Origin of the sequence: Nocardioides sediminis (assembly GCF_003047295.1) — a bacterium.
Classification (GTDB): Bacteria; Actinomycetota; Actinomycetes; order Propionibacteriales; family Nocardioidaceae; genus Nocardioides; species Nocardioides sediminis.
Genome location: NZ_PZYZ01000001.1, coordinates 337632 through 361564 on the forward strand (window position 1 = coordinate 337632; position 23933 = coordinate 361564).

The 23933-nt window shown below is 71.7% G+C and carries 18 protein-coding genes and 1 tRNA gene; 12 read left to right on the plus strand and 7 right to left on the minus strand.

The annotated features are described in order from the left end of the window. Positions 1–3 precede the first annotated feature (3 nt). Genes DAI17_RS01590 through DAI17_RS01615 form a run of 6 tightly spaced genes read right to left on the minus strand, consistent with a single transcriptional unit; the run spans position 4 to position 5192 of the window. Positions 4–600 carry a hypothetical protein gene (locus tag DAI17_RS01590; protein ID WP_234412072.1) on the minus strand — a complete coding sequence of 199 codons (597 nt, stop codon included), beginning with the start codon at positions 598–600 and terminating at the stop codon, positions 4–6. Continuing rightward, positions 593–1693 (minus strand): ATP-dependent DNA ligase, encoded by a 1101-nt coding sequence (locus tag DAI17_RS01595; RefSeq protein WP_107771148.1) that lies wholly within the window; start codon positions 1691–1693, stop codon positions 593–595. The genes DAI17_RS01590 and DAI17_RS01595 overlap by 8 nt, the downstream gene beginning before the upstream one ends. A 30-nt stretch (positions 1694–1723) precedes the next feature. Then, entirely contained in the window at positions 1724–2422 is a 699-nt protein-coding gene (locus tag DAI17_RS01600; protein ID WP_107771149.1) for an ABC transporter permease, read from the minus strand. 10 nt (positions 2423–2432) lie between these two features. Further along, the gene (locus tag DAI17_RS01605; RefSeq protein WP_107771150.1) at positions 2433–3359 is read right to left on the minus strand and encodes an ABC transporter ATP-binding protein; all 927 of its coding nucleotides are present in this window, start codon (positions 3357–3359) and stop codon (positions 2433–2435) included. Further along, a complete protein-coding gene (locus DAI17_RS01610) occupies positions 3356–4234 on the minus strand; it encodes an ABC transporter permease (RefSeq protein ID WP_159081293.1) in 879 nt (292 codons plus the stop codon). The genes DAI17_RS01605 and DAI17_RS01610 overlap by 4 nt, the downstream gene beginning before the upstream one ends. Continuing rightward, positions 4227–5192 carry an ABC transporter ATP-binding protein gene (locus tag DAI17_RS01615; protein ID WP_234412073.1) on the minus strand — a complete coding sequence of 322 codons (966 nt, stop codon included), beginning with the start codon at positions 5190–5192 and terminating at the stop codon, positions 4227–4229. The genes DAI17_RS01610 and DAI17_RS01615 overlap by 8 nt, the downstream gene beginning before the upstream one ends. Before the next feature lie 171 nt (positions 5193–5363). On the opposite strand from DAI17_RS01615, the gene DAI17_RS01620 reads away from it, so the two are divergent. From DAI17_RS01620 to DAI17_RS01675, 12 genes are all read left to right on the plus strand, one after another. Beyond that, positions 5364–5445: transfer RNA gene (locus DAI17_RS01620), tRNA-Gln, on the plus strand. Between the two features lie 220 nt (positions 5446–5665). Next, positions 5666–5968 carry a hypothetical protein gene (locus DAI17_RS01625; protein WP_107771152.1) on the plus strand — a complete coding sequence of 101 codons (303 nt, stop codon included), beginning with the start codon at positions 5666–5668 and terminating at the stop codon, positions 5966–5968. Positions 5969–6579: 611 nt separating this feature from the next. Then, positions 6580–8076, plus strand: a complete 1497-nt coding sequence (gene glmU / locus DAI17_RS01630) for a bifunctional UDP-N-acetylglucosamine diphosphorylase/glucosamine-1-phosphate N-acetyltransferase GlmU (protein ID WP_107771153.1) — start codon at positions 6580–6582, stop codon at positions 8074–8076. 38 nt (positions 8077–8114) lie between these two features. After that, positions 8115–9095, plus strand: a complete 981-nt coding sequence (locus DAI17_RS01635; protein ID WP_107771154.1) for a ribose-phosphate diphosphokinase — start codon at positions 8115–8117, stop codon at positions 9093–9095. A 143-nt stretch (positions 9096–9238) separates the two neighbouring features. After that, positions 9239–10219: an ABC transporter ATP-binding protein gene (locus DAI17_RS01640; RefSeq protein WP_234412074.1), complete on the plus strand. Its 981-nt coding sequence runs from the start codon at positions 9239–9241 to the stop codon at positions 10217–10219. A 5-nt stretch (positions 10220–10224) separates the two neighbouring features. After that, on the plus strand, positions 10225–10986 hold the full coding sequence (locus tag DAI17_RS01645) for an ABC transporter permease (protein ID WP_159081294.1): 762 nt from the start codon (positions 10225–10227) through the stop codon (positions 10984–10986). A gap of 9 nt (positions 10987–10995) precedes the next feature. Then, the gene (locus DAI17_RS01650; RefSeq protein ID WP_107771156.1) at positions 10996–11781 is read left to right on the plus strand and encodes an ABC transporter permease; all 786 of its coding nucleotides are present in this window, start codon (positions 10996–10998) and stop codon (positions 11779–11781) included. A gap of 192 nt (positions 11782–11973) precedes the next feature. Then, a complete protein-coding gene (locus DAI17_RS01655) occupies positions 11974–12663 on the plus strand; it encodes a 50S ribosomal protein L25/general stress protein Ctc (RefSeq protein ID WP_107771157.1) in 690 nt (229 codons plus the stop codon). A 119-nt stretch (positions 12664–12782) separates the two neighbouring features. Continuing rightward, positions 12783–13373, plus strand: a complete 591-nt coding sequence (gene pth, locus DAI17_RS01660) for an aminoacyl-tRNA hydrolase (RefSeq protein ID WP_107771158.1) — start codon at positions 12783–12785, stop codon at positions 13371–13373. Positions 13374–13652: 279 nt separating this feature from the next. Then, entirely contained in the window at positions 13653–14555 is a 903-nt protein-coding gene (locus DAI17_RS01665; protein WP_107771159.1) for a COG1361 family protein, read from the plus strand. A gap of 108 nt (positions 14556–14663) precedes the next feature. After that, entirely contained in the window at positions 14664–18461 is a 3798-nt protein-coding gene (locus DAI17_RS01670; RefSeq protein WP_107771160.1) for a PKD domain-containing protein, read from the plus strand. A 110-nt stretch (positions 18462–18571) separates the two neighbouring features. Next, a complete protein-coding gene (locus DAI17_RS01675) occupies positions 18572–21934 on the plus strand; it encodes a PKD domain-containing protein (RefSeq protein ID WP_159081295.1) in 3363 nt (1120 codons plus the stop codon). A gap of 113 nt (positions 21935–22047) precedes the next feature. Here the strand turns inward: DAI17_RS01675 and DAI17_RS01680 are convergent, their stop codons facing one another. Further along, positions 22048–23874 (minus strand): NosD domain-containing protein, encoded by a 1827-nt coding sequence (locus tag DAI17_RS01680; protein WP_159081296.1) that lies wholly within the window; start codon positions 23872–23874, stop codon positions 22048–22050. Between the last annotated feature and the right edge of the window lie 59 nt (positions 23875–23933).

Here is a 23933-nt window from a genome sequence, read left to right on the forward strand (position 1 = left end):
CGATCAGAGCCCGGTGACGCCCTCGCCGCCGCCGGCCTGCTCGTCGAAGGTCTCGTGCTCGAGCAGGTGCAGGACGGGTACGCCGAGCTTGCGGCGGGCCCGGGAGGTCCAGTCGACGTGGAAGAACTCGGCCACCACGTGCGGGCGGGTCAGGATGATGGCCTCGCGCGCGCCGACCTCGGTGACCTTGTCGGCCAAGGCCTCGACGGGCGGCTGCCCGGTGACGGTGCCCTTGGCGGTGGCGCCCGCGGCGGCGAGGGCCGCCAGGGTGCGGGTCAGGTCGTTGTCGGAGCGCTCGCGGCACTCCTCGCGCACGGCGGCGAGCTCGTCCTCGGTCATGGCCAGCGCGGGCGCGGACATGACGTCCCCGGCGCCGAGCATCCCGACCGACGCCTCGACGCGGGCCGCGGCGTCCTCGAGGGGCATCAGCACGTGGTAGATGACCCGGTCGGCGATCTCGTTGTGCAGCGAGCGGACCTGCTCGGCGTCCTGCTTGCTCATGGCCTGCTCGACGAGCAGGACCACGTCGTAGGTGCCCCGGCCGTCGGTGATGTCCCCGCTGTCGCGGCCGTTGTCCAGGGGTCCGTTGGTCTCACTCATGGTGATCGCCTCCACTCAAAATTCTAGCCAGGTCATAGCTGACCGGCTCCTCCAGCTGGTCGTATCCGCACGACTCCGGATCGCGGTCCGGCCGCCACCTCTTGAACTGCGCAGTGTGCCGGAAGCGACGGCCCTCCATGTGGTCGTACTTCACCTCGAGCACCCGCTCGGGCCGCAACGGCGTGAAGCCGAGGTCCTTGCCCTGGCTCCACCGGCTCTGCGTGCCGGGGATGCGGTCGGGGTTGGCGGTCAGGAACTCCTGCCACTTCCCCCACGGGTGGTCCTCGATCGGGCAGACGAGCGGCTGGAGCTCCTCGATCAGCTCGGCCCGGCGGGCGGCGGTGAAGGACGCGCTGACGCCGACGTGCTGCAGCTCGCCGTCGGCGTACAGCCCGAGGAGCAGGCTGCCGAGCAGCGGCCGCCCGGGCGTCGACGTCTTGTGCTCGCGGTAGCCGGCGACCACGACGTCGGCGGTGCGCTCGTGCTTGACCTTCATCATGGTGCGGCCGTTCTGGACGTACGGCGCGTCGAGCGGCTTCGCGATCACGCCGTCGAGGCCCGCGCCCTCGAACTCCTCGAACCACTGCCCGGCCTCGGCGGGGTCGGTCGTCGTGCGGGTCAGGAAGCAGGGGCCGCCGTCGAGGTGGCCGAGCGCCTCCTCGAGGGCCGCGCGGCGCTCGGCGAGCGGCCGGTCGACGTACGACGTGTCGCCCAGGGCGAGCAGGTCGAAGGCGACGAAGCCGGCCGGGGTCTTCTCGCTGAGCATGTCGACGCGGGACTTGGCGGGGTGGATGCGCTCCTGCAGCACCTCGAACTCGAGGCGGTCACCGACGGCCACGAACACCTCGCCGTCGAGCACGATGCGCTGGGGCAGCTGCTCCTTGATCGCGGCGACGAGCTCGGGGAAGTAACGGGTCAGCGGCTTGGTGTTGCGGCTGGTCAGCTCGACCTCGTCGCCGTCGCGGAAGACGATGCAGCGGAAGCCGTCCCACTTGGGCTCGAAGACCAGGCCCCCGTGCTTCGCCGGGTCGGGGATCCCCTTGACCGCCTTGGCGAGCATCGGCTGGACGGGTGGCATCACGGGCAGGTCCACGCGGCCGACCCTAGTGCCTGGTCCCGGTGCCTAGTCCTCGCCTCGCAGCGAGAACGACCGGAGGCGGTCGCCGGCGAACCACGCCCCACCGGCCGTCACCACCACGCTGGCGAGCAGCGCCCACGGCAGGTTGGTCGGGTCGGGCAGCTCGGGGGAGAGCTCGTGCCCGATCCGCAGGCCCCACTGGGCGACGCTGAGCCACGCGACGCCGCTGAGCAGGTTGCCGAGCAGCCCCTCCCAGATCAGCACGAAGAGCAGCGACACGATCACGGCGTGCCGGGTGACGGCCGAGATCGCCAGGAAGAGCGCGGAGTACGCCGTCCCGGCCACCGCCGCCGCGATGCCTGCGGCGGTCGCTCGGTCACCGCCGCCCGCGACGAGAGCCGAGACCCAGAGCGGCAGCACCCCGGCCAGCATCGTCGCCGCCCACGCGACCACCCACTTGCTGACGGCGATCGCGTGGCGGTTGACCGGCTTGGAGAGCAGGTAGACGATCGAGCCGTCGTCGACCTCGGGGCCCAGCACCGACGAGGCGGCGAGCACGGCGACCAGTGGCAGCACCACCGGGTAGCCGAGGCCGGGGAGCAGCGGCCAGGCCGCGTCGCCGTCGGTGAGAGCCGCGACGGTGGCGGTCAGCGCGACGAGCAGCACCGGGAAGGCCAGCAGCAGCCAGAAGCGGCGGCGGCCGAGCAGGGCCTGTGCGGCGAGCTTGACGATCGTGGCGTTCATCGGTCGGTCCTCATCTGGCCACCAGGTAGGCGAAGACGCTCTCCAGCGACTCGTCGCTGGGGGAGAGGTCGTGGAGCGTGATGCCCTGCGCCCGGGTCCACTGGGGCAGGCCGACGGCGAAGGTGCCGAGGTCGTCGACCTCGACGTCCAGCCCGCCGCCGGGCCGGAGGCGCACGGCCCGCACCGACGGCTGGGCGATGAGCAGGGTGGCGAGCGCGCGGTCGTCGCTGGAGGCGACGGCGTACTGCACGGGGCGGTCGGTCATCAGCCTCCTGATCGCGCCGAAGTCGCCGGAGGCCGCGTGGCGGCCGGAGACCACGACCTCGATGTGTCGGGCGAGGCGCTCGACCTCCTCGAGGATGTGGGAGCTGAACAGCACCGTGCGGCCCTCGTCCCCGAGCCGGCGGAGGAGCTCCATCAGGTGCATCCGCTGGCGCGGGTCGACGCCGTTGAAGGGCTCGTCGAGGAGCAGCACGGCCGGGTCGTGCACCAGCGCGGCGGCGATCTTGACCCGCTGGCGCATGCCCTTGGAGTAGGTGTCGAGGCGTCGGGCGGCTGGTTCGACCATGTCGACCTCCGCCAGGATCCGCTCGGTGGCGCCGGCCGCGTCGGGCAGCCGGTGCAGGTCGGCGTTGGCGCGGACGAACTGGCGCCCGGTGAGGTAGCCGAAGCTCAGCTCGCGCTCGGGCACCAGCCCGATGCGCCGGTAGGCCTCGGTGTGGCGCCACACGGGCTCGCCGTCGAGCGCGACGGTGCCCGCGGAGGGCGCGAGGAAGCCACTCATCAGCGCCATCAGCGTGGTCTTGCCCGCGCCGTTGGGGCCGAGCAGCCCGGTCACCCCCGGCCCGATGGTCAGCGACACGTCGTTGACCGCGACGACGTTGCCGAACCATCGCGAGACCGAGTCGAGGACCAGCGTGCTCCCGGGGCCGCTCACTGGGACCCCACCCTGAGGAAGCGGGCCACGATCGCGGCCAGTCCGAGTGCCGCGACGAGCAGGGCGACGACGACGTACGCCGCCACCCAGGCCCCGGTGGGCGGTGTGAAGACCGTGACGCCGGCGCCCCACGCGTCGGCCAGCCCGCTGTTGAGCGACCACGGCGACGCGAGCCCGGCGGCGACCCCGACCTCGTCGGCGCCCTCCTCGGAGGCGATGGCCTGGACGGCGGTCACGACGCCCGGCACCACCACCAGCGCGACGATCGAGCCGACCACGGCGAAGCCTCGCCGCAGGGACACCGAGGAGATGAAGCCGGTGATGCCGGCGACCATGGCGGCGACCAGCACGAGGAGCGCGACGGCCTTGAGGAGGTCGACGGTCTGGCCGCCGACGTCGAGCCCGGCGAGCAGGCCTCCGACGTACAGGACGAGGGCCGGCAGCAGCATGAACACGAGCAGCGCGGTCGTGAGCGAGAACCAGCGGGTCAGGGCCAGCACGTGGGCGGGGAGCGGGCGTGCGAGGTAGAGGACGATCGAGCGGTGGCGCAGGTCGCGGGAGAACAGCACCGGTGCCTGGGCGGCCGCGAACAGGCTCACCACCAGCTGGATCTGGTTGGTGTAGCCGGCGTAGGTGAGGGGCAGCTCGGAGACCGGGAGGAAGGTCACCACGCCGACGACGACGGCGGCCGGTACGACGGCGATGCCGAGCAGCAGGAACGGCAGGATCTTGGACCTGCCGGAGCGCCCGAGCCCGAACGCATGCCGCAGGCCGGTGACGAACAGGGTGCGGGCGATCGTCGCCACCCCGTCGCGGGGGCCGTCGTAGTGGCGGTAGCCGAGGTCGTGGATGACGCCGGCGCGCTGGTCAGCCACGGGCACCGCCCCGGGCCGGCGCGGCGTCGTCGAGGAACACGTCCTCGAGGTGGCGGCGGTCGGGCTGGAGACGCATCAGGCCCAGCCCGAGGTCGGCGGCGGTGTCGCGGACCACGTCGTGCACGGCGAGGTGCGCCGGCGGCGGTTCGATGGCGATGGTCGTGCCGCGGGGACGGCAGGTGAGCCCGGCGGCCGCGAGTGCCTCGCCGAAGCGGTCGCGCTCCTCGGTCCCGCCGATCACCTCGACCAGCAGGCGGCCGGTCTGCTCGAGGAAGTCCCCGGTCGCGCTGGAGCGGAGCAGGTGCCCGGCGTCGAGCACGACGACGTGGTCACTGACCTGCTCGAGCTCGCCGAGCAGGTGGGAGGTGACCAGCACGGCGATGCCGAAGTCGCTGCCGATGCGCCGGACGAGGCCGAGCATGTCGGTTCGCGCGGCGGGGTCGAGGCCGTTGGTCGGCTCGTCGAGGAAGACCAACCGCGGGTCGTGGACGAGGGCCTGGGCGAGCTTGGCGCGCTGCTTCATGCCCGTGGAGTAGCCGCCCATCGGCCGGTAGCGCTCCTCGTCGAGGCCCACGTGCCGCAGCACGTCGGCGGACCGCTCGCGCGCCGCCGACCGCCCCAGCCCGGACATCCGTGCCATGTGCACGACGAACTCGCTGGCGCTCACGTCGGGCGGCAGGCAGTCGTGCTCGGGCATGTAGCCCACCAGCCGGCGGATCTCCTCTCCCGCGGTGGCGATGTCGTGGCCGAGCACCCGCGCACTGCCGGCGGTGGGCTCGAGCAGCCCCAGCAGGATCTTGATCAGCGTCGACTTGCCGGCCCCGTTGGCGCCGACCAGGCCCGTGACCCCCTCGCCCACCTCCACGTCGAGGTCGTGGAGGGCGTGCACGTGCCCGTAGTGCTTGGTGAGCCCGACGGTGCTGATCACCGTCGGCTCGGCTCCCTGGGTCACCGTCACGACGACGACGCTAGCCGGGACCGCCGACACCGCGCATCGGGAATCGCCCTGATCCGGTGGAGGTGTCGCCGGGACGACGGGGCGCGGGCCCTGGGCTTGGCCGCCTGTCCCCGGTTGGTCTGCCGGGTCTCGGCAGTCCTGCCCGGGTCGGGCCCTAGGCTTGGCCGCCTATCCCCGGTTGGTCTGCCGGCAGGGCCCGCCTGACTTTGAATCAGGACTAGCGACGTAGGTTCGACTCCTACCCGGGGAGCCAGCTCGTCCCGGCGCCGACGGCGGTGACCGGACGGGGCCCCGTCGCCCCTCGCCCTCTCTCGCCGCGGGACCCAGGTCACCCGCCGAGGAGGCCGGTCCCTTCGCCTCTATTCGGGTCGCTCCCGACCGGGCAGCGTGGAGACGTCAGCGACCGAGGTGCCGGTGCGCACCGTGGCGTGCGCACGCGCCCCTTGGCCGAACCGAAACCACGGGAGGACGTCATGACAATCCGATTCCACAGGACCGCGCTCGTCGCCGGGGCCAAGCAGCAGGAAGCGGCGGGCTTCGCCGCCGAGGTGTCGCAGTACGTGACCGAGACGATGGGGCTCCCCACCACGTGGGGCCTCCAGGTCGGTGGCCCGTTGTCCACGGTGCACTGGTTCACCGACTTCGAGGACATGGCGGCGATGGAGGCCGGTCTGGTGAAGACCATCACCGACGCCGGGTACCTGAAGCTGCTGGCCAAGGCCGAGGACCTCTTCGTGGAGGGCCGGAGCGAGGACTCGATCGTCTACATGATGTAGGGCGGTCCAGCCTCGCTGTGGGAGTCATGCCGCGGGAGCCCGAGTCCCGCCGCGCTCGCCGAGGGCACCTCACCGACCAGCGGTGCGCCAGCCACAGTGCGCTGCCCCGGGAAGGTGGCTGACTCACCGCCCGCACGCGAGTCGTCGTACGCCGCGCCGGCCGGCGGTCGGTCAGCGACATTCGGGTGCCGTCGGAAGGTGGCTCACTCACCGCTCGGGCGGTGAGTCGGGCGGGACGTCGTCCATGGAGTGCCGCGAACCGTCGGGGGAGTACGCGCGCCCCGCCCGGGACGAACCGGGCCTCGACAGGGGACTTGACCGGCGGGAGCTCCGCGCGCGCCGAGGCGACCAGGTCGTCCTCCCAGAAGACGAGGTATGGCCGCCGCGTCGGGTCGAGCGGCCCGAGCAGGTGAAGTAGTCGTACGGCGCGAGGTCTCGCCCTCCCGGATGCCGTGCCCGCGGTTTCAGGCGCACAGCGAAGGCAGTTCGCGAGCCCGACGACCGAGGCCACGCTCACCAGGGGACGACGAGCACCGAACTGCCTTCGCTGTGCTCACCGCCCGGGGACCGCCCCCGAGGACGCGCCGAGCGTCGCTGGCAGACTGCGCCCCATGGACAACCTCACCGTGATCGTGCTCGCCGCCGGCGGCGGCACCCGCATGAAGTCCAAGACGATGAAGGTCCTGCACCCCATCGGTGGACGCAGCATGATCGGCCACGTCCTGCGCGCCGTGCAGGCCGTCGAGCCGCAGCGGGTCGTCGCCGTGGTGGGCCACCAGCGCGAGCAGGTGGGACCCCACATCCAGGAGCTCGTGCCCGAGGCGGTGCTCGCGGTCCAGGAGACCCAGGACGGCACCGGGCACGCCGTCCGGATCGCCATGGAGGCCGCGGGGCCGACCAAGGGCACCGTGATCGTCGCGGCGGGTGACACGCCCCTGCTGCGCGGCGAGAGCCTCCGCGCCTTCGCCGAGGAGCACGAGGCGGCGCAGCGCGCGGTCAGCATCCTCACCGGCATCGTCGACTACCCGTTCGGCTACGGCCGGATCGTGCGCAACGACGAGGGCGACGTCGAGGCGATCGTGGAGGAGAAGGACGCCAGCCCCGAGCAGCGCGAGATCGCGGAGATCAGCTCCGGCATCCTGGCCTTCGACGCCGAGTTCCTCGCCGACGCGCTGGGCCGCATCACCAACGACAACAACAAGGGCGAGTACTACCTCACCGACACCGTCCAGCTCGCCCGCGACGCCGGCCTCACCGTCGGCGCGCACCGGGTCGACGACGTCCGGCAGACCGAGGGGGCCAACGACCGCGCCCAGCTCGCCGAGCTCGGCCGCGAGCTCAACCGGCGCATCGTCACCCGGTGGATGCAGGACGGCGTCACCGTGATGGACCCGGCCACGACGTGGATCGACGCCGACGTGCAGCTCGCGCCGGACGTCACGATCCTGCCCGGCACCCAGCTCCTCGGCGCCACCGTGGTGGCCGAGGACGCGGTCGTCGGGCCGGACACGACGCTGAAGGACTGCGAGGTCGGGGAGGGCGCCCGCGTCGTACGCACCCACGCCGAGCTCGCCGTCATCGGCGACCGGGCCAACGTCGGGCCGTTCTCCTACCTGCGACCCGGCTCACGCATCGGGGTCGCGGGCAAGGTGGGGGCCTTCGTGGAGACCAAGAACAGCACGATCGGCGACGGCGCCAAGGTGCCTCACCTGTCCTACGTCGGCGACGCGGAGATCGGCGAGGGGACCAACATCGGCGCCGGCACGATCTTCGCCAACTACGACGGCATCGCCAAGCACCGGACCGTCGTGGGCCGCAACGTCCGCACGGGCTCCAACAACACCTTCGTCGCCCCGGTCTCGGTCGGCGACGGTGCAGGCACCGCCGGTGGCACCGTCGTACGACGCGACGTCCCGCCCGGCGCGCTGGCCGTCAGCAGCGGCCCGCAGCGCAACCTCGAGGGCTGGGTCCGCAAGCGGCGCCCCGGGACCGCCCAGGCGGAGGCCGCCGCGGCCGCGGAGGAGGCGTCGGTCACAGGCGCAGCCCCGGGTGAACGCGAGGTGGACCCTGGGGTTGGGCCAGACGGCCGGAGTGCGTCACAATCCTGACGTCGACACTCCATCCCCCGAACGAGGAGTCGCAGCCGGTGACCGGACTGAAGAAGACGACCGAGAAGAACCTGATGGTCTTCAGCGGTCGGGCCCACCCGACGCTGGCCGTCGAGGTGGCTGACCTCCTCGACACGGCGCTGGTGCCGCAGTCGGCGTACGAGTTCGCCAACGGCGAGCTCTACGTGCGCTACGAGGAGTCGGTCCGTGGGTGCGACGCCTTTGTGATCCAGAGCCACACCGCTCCGATCAACGAGTGGATCATGGAGCACCTGATCATGGTCGACGCCCTCAAGCGGGCCTCGGCCAAGCGGATCACCGTGGTGATGCCGTTCTACGGCTACGGCCGCCAGGACAAGAAGCACCGCGGTCGTGAGCCCATCTCCGCCCGGCTGGTCGCCGACCTCTTCAAGACCGCCGGCGCCGACCGCCTGATCACCGTCGACCTGCACGCCGACCAGATCCAGGGCTTCTTCGACGGACCCGTCGACCACCTGATGGCGCTCCCGATCCTCACCGACTACGTCAACGAGAAGTACGGCGACCAGCCGCTCGCCGTCGTCTCGCCCGACGCCGGCCGGATCAAGGTCGCCGAGCGCTGGTCGGCCCGGCTCGGCGGCGTTCCCCTGGCGTTCATCCACAAGACCCGACGCACCGACGTGGCCAACGAGGTCGTCGCCAACCGCGTGGTCGGTGACGTCAAGGGGAAGATCTGCATCCTGACCGACGACATGATCGACACCGGCGGCACGATCGTGAAGGCCGCCGAGGCGTGCATCGACGAGGGCGCCGCGGGCGTCATCATCGCCGCGACCCACGCGATCCTCTCCGATCCGGCCGTCGACCGGCTCAAGAACTCGTCCGCCACCGAGGTCGTGGTGACCAACACGCTTCCGGTCGCCGCGGACAAGCAGTTCGACAAGCTGACGACCCTCTCGATCGCGCCGCTCATCTCGCGGGCGATCAAGGAGGTCTTCGAGGACGGTTCCGTCACCTCCATGTTCGACGGGCACGCGTAGGACGGTCGCGAGGCACGAGCGAGCGTCCGTGACGCGGGCGGTTGAGCACGGCCCGCCGCTGAGCCTGCGAAGCGGCGACGGTCGGTGTCGAAACCCGCGTGGCATCACTGTCAGGGCGGCTTGACGGGCGTAGCCTCGCGCGAGTGCCGCTGACCGAGACCCCCGCCGTCGAGGCGCGCGACCTCCGCCGTACGTTCCGGACCAGGCAGGGAGCCCTGCGGCCGACGCGCAGGACCGTCGAGGCGGTCAGGGGCGTCAGCTTCGAGATCGCGCCGGGCGAGCTGTTCGGCTTGCTCGGGCCCAACGGCGCCGGCAAGACCACCACGATCAAGATGCTGATCACGTTGCTGATCCCGACCTCGGGCAGCGCGTCGGTGCTGGGCCGGGACGTCGTGGGCGACGTCCGCGAGGTCCGCCGCCGCATCGGCTACGTCTTCGGCGGCGACCGGGGTCTCTACGAACGACTCTCTGGCCTGGACAACCTGCGCTACTTCTCCGAGCTGTACGGCGTCCCGCCGCGCGAGCAGAAGGAACGGATCGGCTCGCTGCTCGAGCTCGTCGGGCTCACCGGCCGGGAGGGGGAGCGGGTCGAGGGCTACTCCCGCGGCATGCGGCAGCGGCTGCACATCGCCCGCGGGCTGCTGCACGACCCGGACGTGTTCTTCCTCGACGAGCCCTCGATCGGCATCGACCCCGTCGGCGCCCGCGAGCTGCGCGCGACCATCGCGGGGCTGCGCGAGCAGGGCAAGACGGTGCTCCTCACCACGCACTACATGTTCGAGGCCGACGAGCTGTGCGACCGGATCGCGGTGATCCGCTCGGGCGAGATCGTCGCCGAGGGCACCCCGACGCAGCTCAAGCAGCTGGTCAGTGCCGGGCGGGTCCTCGAGGTCGAGACGTACGGCGTCTCCGACGACGCCGTCGAGGTGGCTCGCGGCACCGGCGGCGTCCGCAGCGTGGTGGTCGAGGACCGCGGGCAGCTGCAGGTCCTCGTGGTCTCCTGCGAGCCCGGTGCGGAGGTCACCCAGCACGTGCTGGCCGGCCTCGACGGCACGCGCGTCGGTCGCGTGAGCCACCGGGACCCGACGCTGGAGGACGCCTACGTCGAGCTGGTGACGAGGTGAGCCTCGTGCGTCAGCAGGTCGTCTGCTTCTGGCTCCAGCTCAAGATCCTGCTGTTCTCGCCGTTCGAGGGCTTCCTGGCCGTCGTCTTCCCGCTGATGTTCGCCACCGCGGCGCTGCTCGTCTACCAGGTCAACGGCGACCCGGCCGCAATGCTGTACGCCGGCATCGGTGCCGCCGCCATGGGCATCTGGACCTCGCAGACGGTGAGTGCCACGACCCTCGTCCAGCGCGAGCGCCGCGCCGGCACCCTCGAGCTCGTCGTCGCCGCGCCGACCCCGTTCTCCCTGGTGCTCCTGCCGATCACCTTCGCGATGGCCGCCATCGGCCTCTACAGCGTTGTTGCCACCATCCTGTGGGACTGGTGGCTCTTCGACATCGCCCTCCAGGTGGAGAACTGGCCGCTCTTCGTGCTCAGCATCCTGATGGCCGCGGTGACGATCGCGCTGTTCGGGTTCCTGCTCTCGGTCTCCGCCGTGCGCTACCGCACCTCGTGGGCCCTCGGCGCGGCGCTGGAGTACCCCGGCTGGCTGCTGTGCGGCTTCGTCGTGCCGCTCGACCTGCTGCCGGCCGTCCTCCGCCCGGTCTCGTGGTTGCTGGCCCCCACCTGGGCGGTCGAGGGGATGCGGGCCGCGGCGGCGGGCGAGAGCCCCTGGGGCGATCTCGCCATCTGCGCGGCCGTCGGCCTGGCGTACGCCGCCCTGGCTGCCTGGCTCGGCGTACGCCTCATCACCTCGGCCCGCCGCGACGCGACGCTGGCCCTGACGTGAGGGACTGACGTGACGAGCGCACGCATCTTCTTCATCGGCGGCCTGATGAGCTACCGGGCGCTGTTCGGCTGGATGAACCCCTGGATCTTCGTCCCGTCGCTGCTGGTGTCACCGGTCTGCCAGATCCTGCTGTTCGCCTACATCGGGCGCAGCGCGGGCGTGGGCGACGACGAGTTCTACGTCATCGGCAACGCGCTGAACTACGCCGCCATCCCGTGCATGTTCGCGATGACCTTCACCATCGGCGGCGAGCGGTTCGCGCAGACGCTGGGGCTGGTGCTGGCGACGCCCGCACGACGGATCCCGCTGTTCCTGGGCCGCTCGATGCCGGTGATCGCCAACGGCTGGTTCGTGGCGATGTTCGGGGTCGTGGTCGGCTCGATGCTCCTCGACACCGACATCCCGGGCAGCGCGTGGCCGCTGATCGCGCTGGTGGTGGCGGTGGGCTCGCTGGCCTCCACCGGGCTCGGGTTGGTGATGGGGGCGATCAACCTCGTCTACCGGGACGGGGCCACGCTGGGCAACGTCCTCTTCCTCGTGCTGCTCATCTTCACCGGGACCAACGTGGCGCTGGACGACCTGCCCGGGTGGATGGCCGCCGTCGGCCGGTGGCTGCCGCTGACCCACGCCATCGAGGCGAGCCGGATGCTGGCCGACGGCGCGGCCTGGGGTGCGGTGTCGGGCCTCGTCGGCACCGAGCTGCTCATCGGCGTCGGCTACCTCGCCGTGGGCCTCTCGGCGATCCGGGTCTTCGAGTGGCTGAGTCGCACGGGCGCGACCCTGGACCGCATCTGACCGCTCGATTCGACCTACGACGCACGTCGGTCGTAGGCTTGGGAAGTTGCCTCGGCGAGGGAGCTCGACTCCGTGATCGACAGGGCAGATGCAGCACCGGGCTCGCGCCCGAACGCGCCGCGTCTCCTGTCGGGAGCGCGGCGTTCGTCGTCTCCGGGGCCCTGAGACTTCACCACGCACCGAGGAGAGAGCATGTCTGCCGAGAAGATCACTGCCGAGACCCGCACCGAGTTCGGCAAGGGCGCGGCCCGCCGCATCCGCCGCGAGCACAAGATCCCCGCCGTCATCTACGGCCACGGCAACGAGCCGGTCCACGTGACCCTGCCGGGCCACGACACGATGATGGCCCTCAAGCACGGCGGCGCCAACGCGCTGCTCGAGCTCGACATCGACGGCACCGAGCAGCTCGCGCTGACCAAGGACGTGCAGGTCGACCCGATCCGCCGCGTCATCGAGCACGTCGACTTCGTCGCGGTCAAGCGCGGCGAGAAGGTCACCGTCGACGTCCCGATCCACGTCGTGGGCGACGCCGCCGCCGAGACGCTGGTCGTCACCGAGAACGCCGTGGTCTCCGTCGAGGCCGAGGCCACCCACATCCCCGAGTGGTTCGAGGTGTCGGTCGAGGGCGCCGAGATCGGCACCCAGATCCACGCCAAGGACCTCACCCTGCCCTCGGGCACCACGCTGCTCGCCGACGAGGAGCTCCTCATCGTCAACGTGACCCAGCAGATCTCCGCCGAGGCCCTCGAGGCCGAGCTGGAGGAGGCCGAGGCCGAGGCCGGCATCGAGCACGAGCCGTCCGGCGAGGAGGCCGCCGAGGCCGAGGCCGCGGAGGGCGCTGCCGAGTCCGGCGAGACGGAGGGATCCTCGGACTCCGAGTGACCCCACGGCACGCCTCCTGAGCGACGTGCGACGCCGCACCGGGCTCCCCGGTGCGGCGTCCGCCATTTCTCGGGGTGGTGCCGACCGCTGGCCGGAGGTACGGCTGCGAGGATGAGCCCATGAGCGACGACGTCTGGCTGGTGGTCGGCCTCGGCAACCCCGGTCCGTCGTACGCCGGGCACCGCCACAACGTCGGCTACCTCGTCACCGACGAGCTCGCCGACCGGATGGGGTCGCCGTTCAGGTCCCACAAGTCCGGGCGCGCCGACGTCGTCGAGGGCCGCGTCACGCCGCCCGGCACCCCCGGCCCCCGCGTGGTCCTGGCCAGGCCCCGCTGCTACATGAACGAGACCGGCGGCCCGGTCAAGGCGCTGGCGACCTTCTACAAGGTTCCGCCCGAGCGCATCGTCGCGATCCACGACGAGCTCGACATCGGGTTCGGCACGCTGCGCACCAAGCTGGGCGGCGGGGACAACGGCCACAACGGACTGCGCTCGATGCGCTCGAGCCTGGGCACCGGGGACTTCTACCGCGTGCGCTGCGGGATCGGCCGGCCACCGGGACGCCAGGACGTGGCCGACTTCGTGCTCTCCGACTACTCCGCCGCCGAGCGCAAGGACCTGCCGTTCCAGGTCATGGACGCCGCCGACGCCGTCGAGTCGCTGGTGACCGTCGGCCTCGAGAAGACGCAGCAGCGCTTCAACTCCTGAACCCCTGCCCGAGCGCGGCACCGGCGTCTCTCCGCCTGGTCCAGCACGGGTCCGGCCCTCCCCCGGATGGGGTATCCACCGCACGGCTGAGGCCGACATGGGGTCGGAGGGGCGCCGACAGGTCGGCGCAGGAAGCGCGCCAGTACGCCGTCCCAGCGGTGCAGCAGCCCGACCCCCACCGAGTGGACTAGTCGAAGCCGTACCCCGTCTGGGGCATTCTCCCTTTACCGAGACCTGTGGCATGCCCGCCGGTGCCTACCGTCCTCGACAAGCGGCCCCGTGGGGACAGAGGGCCGACCCGAGAAGGGCACCGAGGGCATGCACGAAGCATCACGTCAGCGATCCGTCATCATCGTCCTGGCCGCGGTGGTCCTCATCGCGGCCGCGGCCGTCTGGGCCATGACGGGCTCCTCCGGCGAACCGCAGGGCGGTGACGCGGGAGCACGGACGTCGGGCGCGTCGTCCGGTGACGCCGCGGCCGGCGAGTCCACCGACTCACCGTCGACCGGACGGGACAAGGCGGGGTCGGGCAAGGCGGGATCGGGCAAGGCGGGATCGGGCAAGGCCGGAGCCGGGAGCGGGGGCTCCGACACGTCGGGGTCAGGCGGCACGGGGTCCGACACCGACGGTGCGAGCACGAGTGGCTCCGGCAAGGGCGGCGGCACCAAGGGTGGCGACGGGGGCGGCGCAGCCGACGACAGCGGCGACGACGCCGACGACGCCACGACCGACGGCGCGGAGCCCGGCACGGCCACCGGAGAGACGGTCCCCGTGGAGCCGGTGCAGACGCTGGCCCCGGTGCCGTTGCAGAGCGTCGGCGACTTCAGGACCGGCCTCACGGTCGAGCTCGCCTCCATCACCGCCGTGCAGGCCGAGGCCAAGGCCCCGGGAGAGATCTCGGGTCCCGGCCTGCGCGTCACCGTGGCCGCCACCAACGACGGGGAGGACGCGGTGTCGCTCGACAGCGTCGTGGTCTTTCTCTCCTACGGCGCCGACCGAACGCCGGCCACCCAGTTCGGATCGTCGTCGGAGCCCCTCGCCGGCGACCTGTCGCCGGGCTCGTCCCGCCAGGGCACCTACGTGTTCACCGTGCCCGACGACCAGCGCGACGACGTGCGCGTCGAGGTCAGCTACACCGGCTCAGCCCCGACGGTCGCCTTCACGGGGTCCGTCGATGGCTGAGCAGACCCGTCCGGGTCGCCTCTCGGGTCCTGTCGGAGCAGTCCGCCCCGGCCCCCACTGGTTGCACCCCCGCAGCCGCTCCTACGAGAACCTCTGGGGTTGATCTCCGTGAAGAAGCGCTCCTCCGTCGTACGCCGCCTCAGCGGCACGCTCGCCATCGTCCTGGCCGTGGCGGGACTCTCCATGGCGCCCCGCTCGGCAAGCGCCGACACGGCTCCGCAGGACCCCAACGACCCGACGTCGCCGGTGACCGTGTCCAACGACGCGCTCCCGGCGCCGCAGATCAACGGCGTCGTGTGGCGGACCGCGATGGTCAACAACACGGTCTACGCCGGGGGCAGCTTCTCCAACGCGCGCCCTGCGGGATCACCCGCAGGACAGAACACCGTCGCCCGCGGCAACATCCTCGCCTTCGACGTGACGACCGGCGTGATGACGAGCTTTGCGCCGTCCTTCAACGGCCAGGTCCGGGCCCTGGCGGTCTCCCCGGACAAGACCCGCCTCTACGTCGGCGGCGAGTTCACGAGCGTCAACGGTCAGACCCGCCGGCGCATCGCCGCGTTCAACACGGCGACCGGGGCCCTGGTCAGCACCTTCGCGCCGCCGGTCAACTACGACGTCGACGCCATCGTCGCGACCAACTCCACGGTCTACGCGGGTGGCGCGTTCCTCGGCGTCGGCAGTGCGAGCCGCCAGTACCTCGCGGCCTTCAACGCCTCCAACGGCGCGCTGCTGGACTGGGCGCCGCAGGCGACGGGTGGCGCGGTCAACGCGCTGACCATGAACCCGCAGGGCACCAAGATCGCGGTCGGCGGCTCCTTCACCGCCCTCAACGGCTCGAGCAACCCCGGGTACGGCCTCGGCATGGTGGACGCCGTCACCGGCGCCAGCCTGCCCATGGCCGTCAACTCCGTGGTCCGCAACGGCACCGCCGACGGGGCGATCACGTCGCTGACCACCGACGGCACCTACATCTTCGGCGGGGGCTACACCTTCGGGAGGTCGGGCGGCACCTGGGAGGGCACCTTCTCCGCCAGCTGGGACGGGGGCACGATCAACTACCTCAACGACTGCCACGGCGACACCTATGACGCGATGGCCATCGGCCCGGTGGTCTACTCCGCCGGCCACGCGCACTACTGCGAGAACCTCGACGGCATCCGCCAAGGCGCCGGGTCGGTGGGCTCCTACCCCTACTACCGGGGCATCGCGACCACCCGTGCCGCCACCCGGACCCTCACGTGGGAGCCGGACCAGGGCCGCTACACCAACTTCGCGGGCCAGCCGGCGCCGACCCAGCTCGGGTGGTACCCCAACTTCAACGCCGGCACCTACACCGGCCAGTCCCAGGGCCCGTGGAGCGTCACCGGCAACAGCGACTACCTGGTGATGGGCGGCGAGTTCACGCGCATCAACGGCGTCGCCCAGCAGGGCCTGGTCCGCTTCGCGAGGAGCGGCCTCGCGCCGAACGACTCCGGACCGCAGTACTTCAGCACGACGTACCCGCTCAACGTCTCCTCGACCGAGGCCGGCAAGGTGCGCGTCAACTGGGGCATCAACCGCGACAACGACAACGAGTACCTCACCTACCGGGTCTACCGCGACACACAGAACGCAGCCGGACTGGTGCACACCCGCAACGTCTTCGCCCGGCACTGGAACCCCTTCACGATGGGGGTCACCGACTCGCACTCCAGCCTGACCCCGGGGTCCACGCACCAGTACCGCGTCCAGGTCAGCGACCCCTTCGGCAACGTCGCCAACTCGCCCTGGACGACCGTGACGGTGGCGCCGTCGGGTGCCAGGGACAGCGACTACGTCAAGGCGGTCTACGACAGCCAGCCGACGAGCTACTGGCGTCTGGGTGAGGCCACCGGAGCAACGGTCGCGGCCGACCGGGTGGGCTTCGACCCGCTGACGACCCAGGCCGGCGTCACCCGCGGAGCGTCGGGCGCGATCTCGGGCGACAGCGACACCGCCTCGACGTTCAGCGGTGCGACCGGTGGCTCCGCCGCCGGCGCGACCGCCGGCTTCCCGCCCGACGTGTTCTCGATCGAGACCTGGTTCAAGACGACGTCGAGCACGGGCGGCAGGCTGGTCGGCTGGAGCAACCGCAACACGACCAGCAACTCCACGAAGCACGACCGCCAGCTCTACATGGACAATGCGGGCCGCCTGCACTTCGGCGTGAAGCCGAACGCCTCACGACTCGACGTGGTCAGTCCCAACAGCTACAACAACGGTCAGTGGCACCACGCGGTCGCGACGCTGTCCTCCTCCGGGATGAAGCTGTACGTCAACGGGCAGCAGGTCGCATCCCGCGCCGACGTCACCGTCGGTGAGCACCTGTCCATCGGCTACTGGCGGCTCGGCGGGGACACCGTCTCCGGCTGGCCGTCCGCCCCGAGCAGCGGCTACTTCAACGGCAGCCTCGACGAGGTCGCCATCTACAAGCACGATCTGAGCGCCGCCGAGGTCGCTGGACACCACGCGGCCGCCACGGGGGCGGAAGCACCCAACGTCAAGCCGGTCGCGCAGTTCAGCTCCCAGGTCAACGGTCTCTCGGCTGCATTCAGCTCCAGTGGCTCCAGCGACCCGGACGGCACCATCGCGTCGTACGCCTGGACCTTCGGCGACGGCGGGACCTCGACCCAGGCCAACCCGTCGCACACCTACGCGGCCGCCGGCACCTACGGCGTCACGCTGACGGTCACCGACGACGACGGCGCCACCACCAGCCTGACCAAGCAGGTCCCGGTGTCCGCGCCGCCGGTCGCGAGCTTCACGACCGACGTGAGCGGCACGCAGCTCACGGTCAACGGCTCCGGCTCGACCGACGACCAGGGCATCACGTCGTACGCGTGGACCTTCGGGGACGGAGGGACCGCCACCGGGGCCACCGCCTCGCACACCTACACGGCGGGCGGCACGTACGACGTCAAGCTCACCGTCACCGACGCCACCGGCAACACGGCGACCCGCACCCAGCAGGTCACCATCGTCGCCCCCAACACGGCGCCGAACGCGGCCTTCTCCGCGACGACCAACGGGCTGACCGTCAACGTCAACGGCAGCGCCTCCGCCGACCCGGACGGCACGATCTCGTCCTACGCGTGGAACTTCGGGGACGGGAGCACCGGCAGCGGCGCCACCGCCAGCCGGACCTACACCGAGGCCGGCACCTACACCGTGACGCTCGAGGTCACCGACGACGACGGCGCCAAGGACACCGCGACCCAGCAGGTCACCGTGAGCGCGGCAGCCGCGGCGTACGCGCAGGACTCCTTCACCCGCAGCGTCACCGGCGGGTGGGGCACGGCCGACCTCGGTGGTGCCTGGACCGGCTCGGGCACGTCGAGCAACTTCAACGTCACCGGCGGCGTGGGCACCATCCGCATGGGTTCCGCAGGTGCCGGTCCGAGCAGGGCGATGACCGGGGTGTCGTCCTCCGACACCGAGATGCGCGCGACCATCGGCGTCGACAAGGTGGCCACCGGCGGCGGCACCTACGTCACCCTGCGACCGCGGCTCCTGGCCTCCGGCGACCGCTATTACATGGACACCAAGTTCAACGCCGGGGGCACCGTCTCGGTGATCCTGGGGCGCAACGTCGGTGGCACGGAGACGACGCTCCAGAGCCGCACCGTCAGCGGTCTCACGGTGGCGCCGACGGACCGCCTGCAGGTGAAGGTCCAGGCCTTCGGGACCTCTCCCACGACGTTCCGGGCGAAGGTCTGGAAGGTCGGCACCGCGGAGCCGTCGACGTGGACGGCGTCGGTCACCGACAGCACCGCCGCCCTGCAGACCACCGGTCACATCGGAGTCGGGACCTACCTCTCCGGGTCGGCCACCAACGCACCCGTGATCGCGTCCTTCGACGACATCTGGGCCGGCCCGACGCCATGAGACGACGCCGCCCTCCAGCGCTCCGCACACGCAGCACCAGCTCTTCGCCACATCGCACGACCACCCACACATCCGCACGAGCCGAGGGCTCTACCCCGGGGGAGACCGACATGAAGACACGCAGGAGCCTCGCGACGCGAGGCGCACGTATCGCGGTGGGCGGCGCACTGGCGCTGTCCGGCCTGGCGGTGCTGGGCCAGGGGCCGGCATCCGCCGACTGGGCCCCGCGGGACCCGAACGACCCGAAGACCCCGGTCACGGTCACGGCGGACGCCCTGCCGACCACACAGATCAACGGTGTCGTGTGGTCCCAGGCCATGCGCGGCGACATCGTGTACGCCGGCGGCAACTTCGACGAGGCGCGACCCGCGGGCGCCGCGGAGGGGACGGGGGTCCTTCGCGACAACCTGGTCGCCTACGACGTGACCACGGGGGAGATGACGGACTTCGACCCGTCCTTCGACCAGCAGGTCCGGGCCGTCGCCGTCGACGGTGACCGGCTCTACGTCGGCGGAGAGTTCAGCACCGTCGACGGGCAACCGCGTGGCCGGTTGGCGGCCTTCGACCTGACGACCGGGGAGCTCGTCGACGGCTTCGCCCCGCAGGTCAACGGGTCCGTGCAGGCCATCGCCGTCGGCAGCAACGGCAACATCTACGTCGGCGGCGGCTTCGGCGGCGTCGGCAACCAGACCCGGGGGAACCTGGCCGCCTTCGACGCGGCGGGCAACCTGCTCGACTGGGCGCCGAGGGTCACCGGCGGCGGCGTGAACGCCCTGGCGGTGAGCCCGGACGGGAGCAGGGTCGCGGTCGGTGGCATGTTCATGGAGGTCAACGACGATCCCGGTCAGGACAACGACCCGACCGCCGCCGAGCCCGGGGACGGGATGGCGCTGCTGGACGCGGTGACCGGGGCGGCACTCCCGATGGAGGCCGGCAACCTCATCTACGCCGGCAACGGCGAGGACGACGCGGACGGCGCGATCACCACCCTGGCGGCCGACGACGACGCCTTCTACGGCGCCGGCTACACCTTCAGCACCATCAAGGCCGGCACCATCGAAGGCGTCTTCGCCGTCAACTGGGACGGCACCCTCAAGTGGGTCGCCGACTGCCACGGCGACAGCTACTCGGTGCACCCGCAGGACGGCGCCGTCTACACGGCCAACCACGCCCACTACTGCGAGAACATCGGCGGCGTCACCCAGGGCGCCGGCGGCGTGGGCGACTACCCCTACTACCGCGCCGTCGCCTTCGGCAAGGAGGCGACCGGGACCGCGACGTGGGAGCCCGACAACCGCCGCTACTTCAACTTCGAGGGCCAGCCGTCGCCCTCCCAGCTCACCTGGTACCCCTCGATCAACGCCGGTTCCTTCACCGGGCAGAGCCAGGGCCCGTGGAGCGTCACCGGCAACGACGAGTACATCGTCATGGCCGGTGAGTTCACCCGGGTCAACGGCCAGGCCCAGCAGGGCCTGACGAGGTTCGCGGTCTCGGACCTGGTGCAGGAGGGCAGGGGGCCGACGCTCTTCAACGCGTCGTACCCGATCCAGGCCACCTCCACGGAGCCCGGCAAGGTCCGGATCAGCTGGCACTCCAACGAGGACATGGACAACGAGTACCTCGAGTACCGGCTCTCCCGGCGCGCCGTGGGGGCCGAGGGGTCCAACCTCGTCCACAGCCGGTTCGTCGAGGCGGACTTCTGGAACCCGCTCGGCATGACCTACACCGACGAGGTGGCGCCGGGGAGCTACGAGTACCGCCTCCAGGCCCGGGACCCCAGCGGTCTCACGGCCAACTCCCCGTGGACACCTGTGACGGTGACCGGCCAGGGCGAGGACAGCGAGTACCTCGAGGCCGTGCACACCGACGAGCCGACGCACTGGTGGCGCTTCGCTGAGGAGGACGGTGACGCGACCGTCAAGGCCGCCGACTCGGTGGGCTTCAACCCGATGACCGTCGGTGCCGGCGTTGTCCGCGGCACCCAGGGCGCCGTGCACACCGACGCCACCAACCTCGGGGCGAGCCTCACCGGCGCGGCCGACAGCGTGGCCACCTCGGACGTCCAGGACAGCCCGCCGGACCTGTTCACCCTGGAGGCGTGGTTCCGCACGACGTCCACCACCGGCGGTCGCATCGTGGGCCGCGACAACGTGGGCGGCTTCCGCACCAAGGCGGACCGTCACCTCTACCTCGACGAGGCCGGCCACGTGGCGTTCGGCGTCAAGCCCGACGCGGAGATGTCGACCATCGCCAGCTCCGGCAGCTACAACGACGGCGCGTGGCACCACGCGGCGGGGGTGCTCTCCCCGGACGGCATGCAACTGTACGTCGACGGGGTGCTGCAGGGCACGCTGGCGGACGTGACGGTCGGCGAGCACCTGGCGATCGGCTACTGGCGTGTCGGTGGCACCGCCGCCGGGATCCCCGGGTCCTTCGTCGGTGACGTCGACGAGGTGGCCGTCTACAAGCGGGCACTCTCGGCAGCCGAGCTCACCGCCCACGTCGAGGCCGCCGGCGAGCCGGCGCCGAACGCGGCTCCCACGGCGTCCGTCGCTGTCTCGGGGGTGAACGCGCTCACGGCGACGTTCGACGGCTCGGCGTCGAACGACCCCGACGGTGCCGTCCAGTCCTACCGGTGGAGCTTCGGGGACGGCACGTCCGCGAAGAGCGACACCCCGGTGATGACGCACACCTACGAGAACGCCGGGACCTACACCGTCAGCCTGACGGTGCTCGACAACCTCAAGCGGTCCAGTGCACCGGCCACGGTGCAGGTGACGGTGATCGACCCGACCAACGTGGCACCGACCGCGGCCTTCACGGCCACGGAGGCCGGCCTGCGGCCCAGGTTCGACGGATCGGCCTCGGCCGACCCGGACGGCACGATCAAGTCCTATGCCTGGGACTTCGGCAACGGCCGGACCAGCACCTCGCAGAGCCCGCGGGGTGACTACCGGATGACAGGTCCCGGAACCTACCTGGTGACGCTCACGGTCACGGACAACGACGGGGCCACCCACACGGTCAAGAAGAACGTGACCATCTCGGAGACGGCCGAGCCGGTGCTCGTCGACCTGCCGCCGGACCCGACGACGCCTCCCACGCCGCCGCCGACCACGTCTCCCACGACGCCGACCACGACGCCGACCACCCCCGGCACGGGGACCCCGCCGCCGGCGACGACGTCGAAGGCGACGGCGAGCCTCAAGGGGAAGGCCGTCACCAAGCGGGTCCGCGGCAAGGTGGCCGTCAAGGTCGTCTGGAAGGTCGCCCGCACCGGAGGCGGCAACGCCACCGGCAAGGTGACGGTGAAGGTGGGCAAGAAGAAGTTCACCGGCAAGCTCCGCAAGGGCAAGGTCACCATCAAGCTCGGGAAGTACGCGGCTCGGGGCAAGCTGAAGGTGAAGGCGCGGTACGGCGGTGACGCCACCACCGCCGCTGCCAGCAGGGTGCTGAAGATCAAGCTCCGCTAGCGCCCCCCGCCACCGACCCCGAGGGACGGCCAGCCGGCCGACACCCTCGGGGTCGGTCGCGCGTGCGTCCGATCAGGTCGCAGGCCCCGGTGTGTCAGGACGGGGGGCCAGGGTCACCAGGCGCCGAGGCGGCGGGTCCCGCGGTCGACGCCCAGCTTGGCGGCCACCGATGCCGGCAGCCGACGCGCGACCTTGCGGGCGATCCGCTCGACCTTCCGCGTCACCCGGTGGTCGGCGCGCAGCACCCGCGCGCCGCTGACCAGCCGACCCGGCCGCTCCTGCCCGGTGGCGCTGCGGAACGCGCCGAACGTGGTGAACGCGACGGCGTCCTCGCCGCGCGACCACCGCACCACCGTCGCCGGGCGGTCGCTCGTGGGGCGTTGGTAGAGGTTGCCGCGCGCCGTCACCCGCATGTCCTCGGCCGTCATCCGGCCCGAGTAGTCCTCGACGCAGAGCAGGCAGTCGGAGCCGCGGGACGTCTGGGCGAGCACGTTGTTGCGGAGGGCGACGGGACCGTTGCGGAACGTCAGCGCGAGCGAGTGGTCGAGGTGGCTGCCCTGCGGGTCGAGGTCGCGGTCGTCCTGCACGATGTCGACCTCGCGGTCGTTGCCGGTGAAGGTGTTGTTCCAGATCGAGACGTCGTTGGTGTCGTTGACCTTGAGCCCGCTCCCCGCGTTGTCGGCGACGAGGTTGCCCGCCACGAGCGCCTCGCCGGAGAGCTCGAGCGAGATGCCGTGGACGGCGTTGCCGTGCATCCGGCCGCCGAGCACCTGCAGCCCCAGCACCGACTCGTCGAACCACAGGCCGGTGCCGAGGTTGGCCTCGAAGACGCTGTCGCGCACGACCACGTCGGTGCTGCGGCCGATCTTGGCGCCGCCGGCCGCCGGTGAGGTGTTGAAGCGCTCCCGGTTGTTGCCGGTCGCTCGCATCCGGTCGATGCGCAGGCCGTCCGCGTCGGTCGCGGTCATGCCCATCATCCCGTTGTCCGAGACGCGCACGCCGACCAGTCGGACGCGGCGGTCCATGACGTGCAGGCCCGCGGTGGCGTTGTCCACGATCGCCACGCCGACGAGCCGCACGCGGGGCGCCTCGACGGTCACGGCGCCCATGTGGGGCACGGAGTTGGCGAAGCGGCGTACGCCGATCCCGACGACCCGCGTGCCTGCCGCCCGCACGCTCAGGCCCTTGGCCAGGGCGCTCGCGCGCACCTCGCGACCGCTGGGGTCGGACCCGAGGTAGAGGCGGTCGCCCGGCTCGTCGACGAAGAACGTGCCCGGCCCGACCTCCGCCAATGACCCGACCTGCTGCTGGGCCACGCCGTCGATCCAGACCTGGTCGGGGTGCGCGGCCATCGGGTGCGCGGGGTTGACGAACTGCCAGTTGGGCGAGGTGTTGTCGGGCTCTCCCCACGTGTAGGTGGGGCTGGAGTCGAACTCCGGTGTCCAGCCCGCCGACACCCAGGTGCCGCCAGACGCGGTCCACCCCCCGACCGTCCGGCTGCCGTCGATCCAGACCGCCGCACCGGGGGCGGCCATCAGCGTGACGCCGGTGGCGCCGTCGACCTCGAGCGACTCGTGGTAGCTGCCCCGGTGGACGACCACGGTGTCGCCGTCGTCGGCGCGGTCGAGCGCCTCGCGGACCGTCCGCAGGGGAGCCGTGCTCGAGCCGGACGCCCGGTCGTCGCCGTCGCGGGCGACGTGCAGGGCGTCGGCGGGCGGCGCCGGTCGAGCGCCCGGTCGGCGCCCGCTTCCCGGCGGGCCGAACACCCACCCCGACAAGTCCGCACCGGCCGCGCTGGCCCAGCCGGACCCGTCCCCGGGCCGCGGCGGTTCCGCGGTGACCTCGAGGAAACCCCACGCGCACGTCAGCCCGAGGGCGCAGACGAGCACCGGCCGGAGGCGCCGGCGACGCGGGGCCTGACGTGGGGTCCGTGGCGGCATGGCGACTCACTGGGCTCGGGGGGCTGCCCGTCATCGTAGGGCCCGGGAACGAACCCGGG

Coding starts and splice junctions, on each gene's coding strand:
- DAI17_RS01590 (WP_234412072.1), bottom strand. CDS start 600: ATGAGTGAGACCAACGGACCCCTGGACAACGGCCGCGACAGCGGGGAC.
- DAI17_RS01600 (WP_107771149.1), bottom strand. CDS start 2,422: ATGAACGCCACGATCGTCAAGCTCGCCGCACAGGCCCTGCTCGGCCGC.
- DAI17_RS01625 (WP_107771152.1), top strand. CDS start 5,666: ATGACAATCCGATTCCACAGGACCGCGCTCGTCGCCGGGGCCAAGCAG.
- glmU (WP_107771153.1), top strand. CDS start 6,580: ATGGACAACCTCACCGTGATCGTGCTCGCCGCCGGCGGCGGCACCCGC.
- DAI17_RS01655 (WP_107771157.1), top strand. CDS start 11,974: ATGTCTGCCGAGAAGATCACTGCCGAGACCCGCACCGAGTTCGGCAAG.
- pth (WP_107771158.1), top strand. CDS start 12,783: ATGAGCGACGACGTCTGGCTGGTGGTCGGCCTCGGCAACCCCGGTCCG.
- DAI17_RS01675 (WP_159081295.1), top strand. CDS start 18,572: ATGAAGACACGCAGGAGCCTCGCGACGCGAGGCGCACGTATCGCGGTG.
- DAI17_RS01680 (WP_159081296.1), bottom strand. CDS start 23,874: ATGCCGCCACGGACCCCACGTCAGGCCCCGCGTCGCCGGCGCCTCCGG.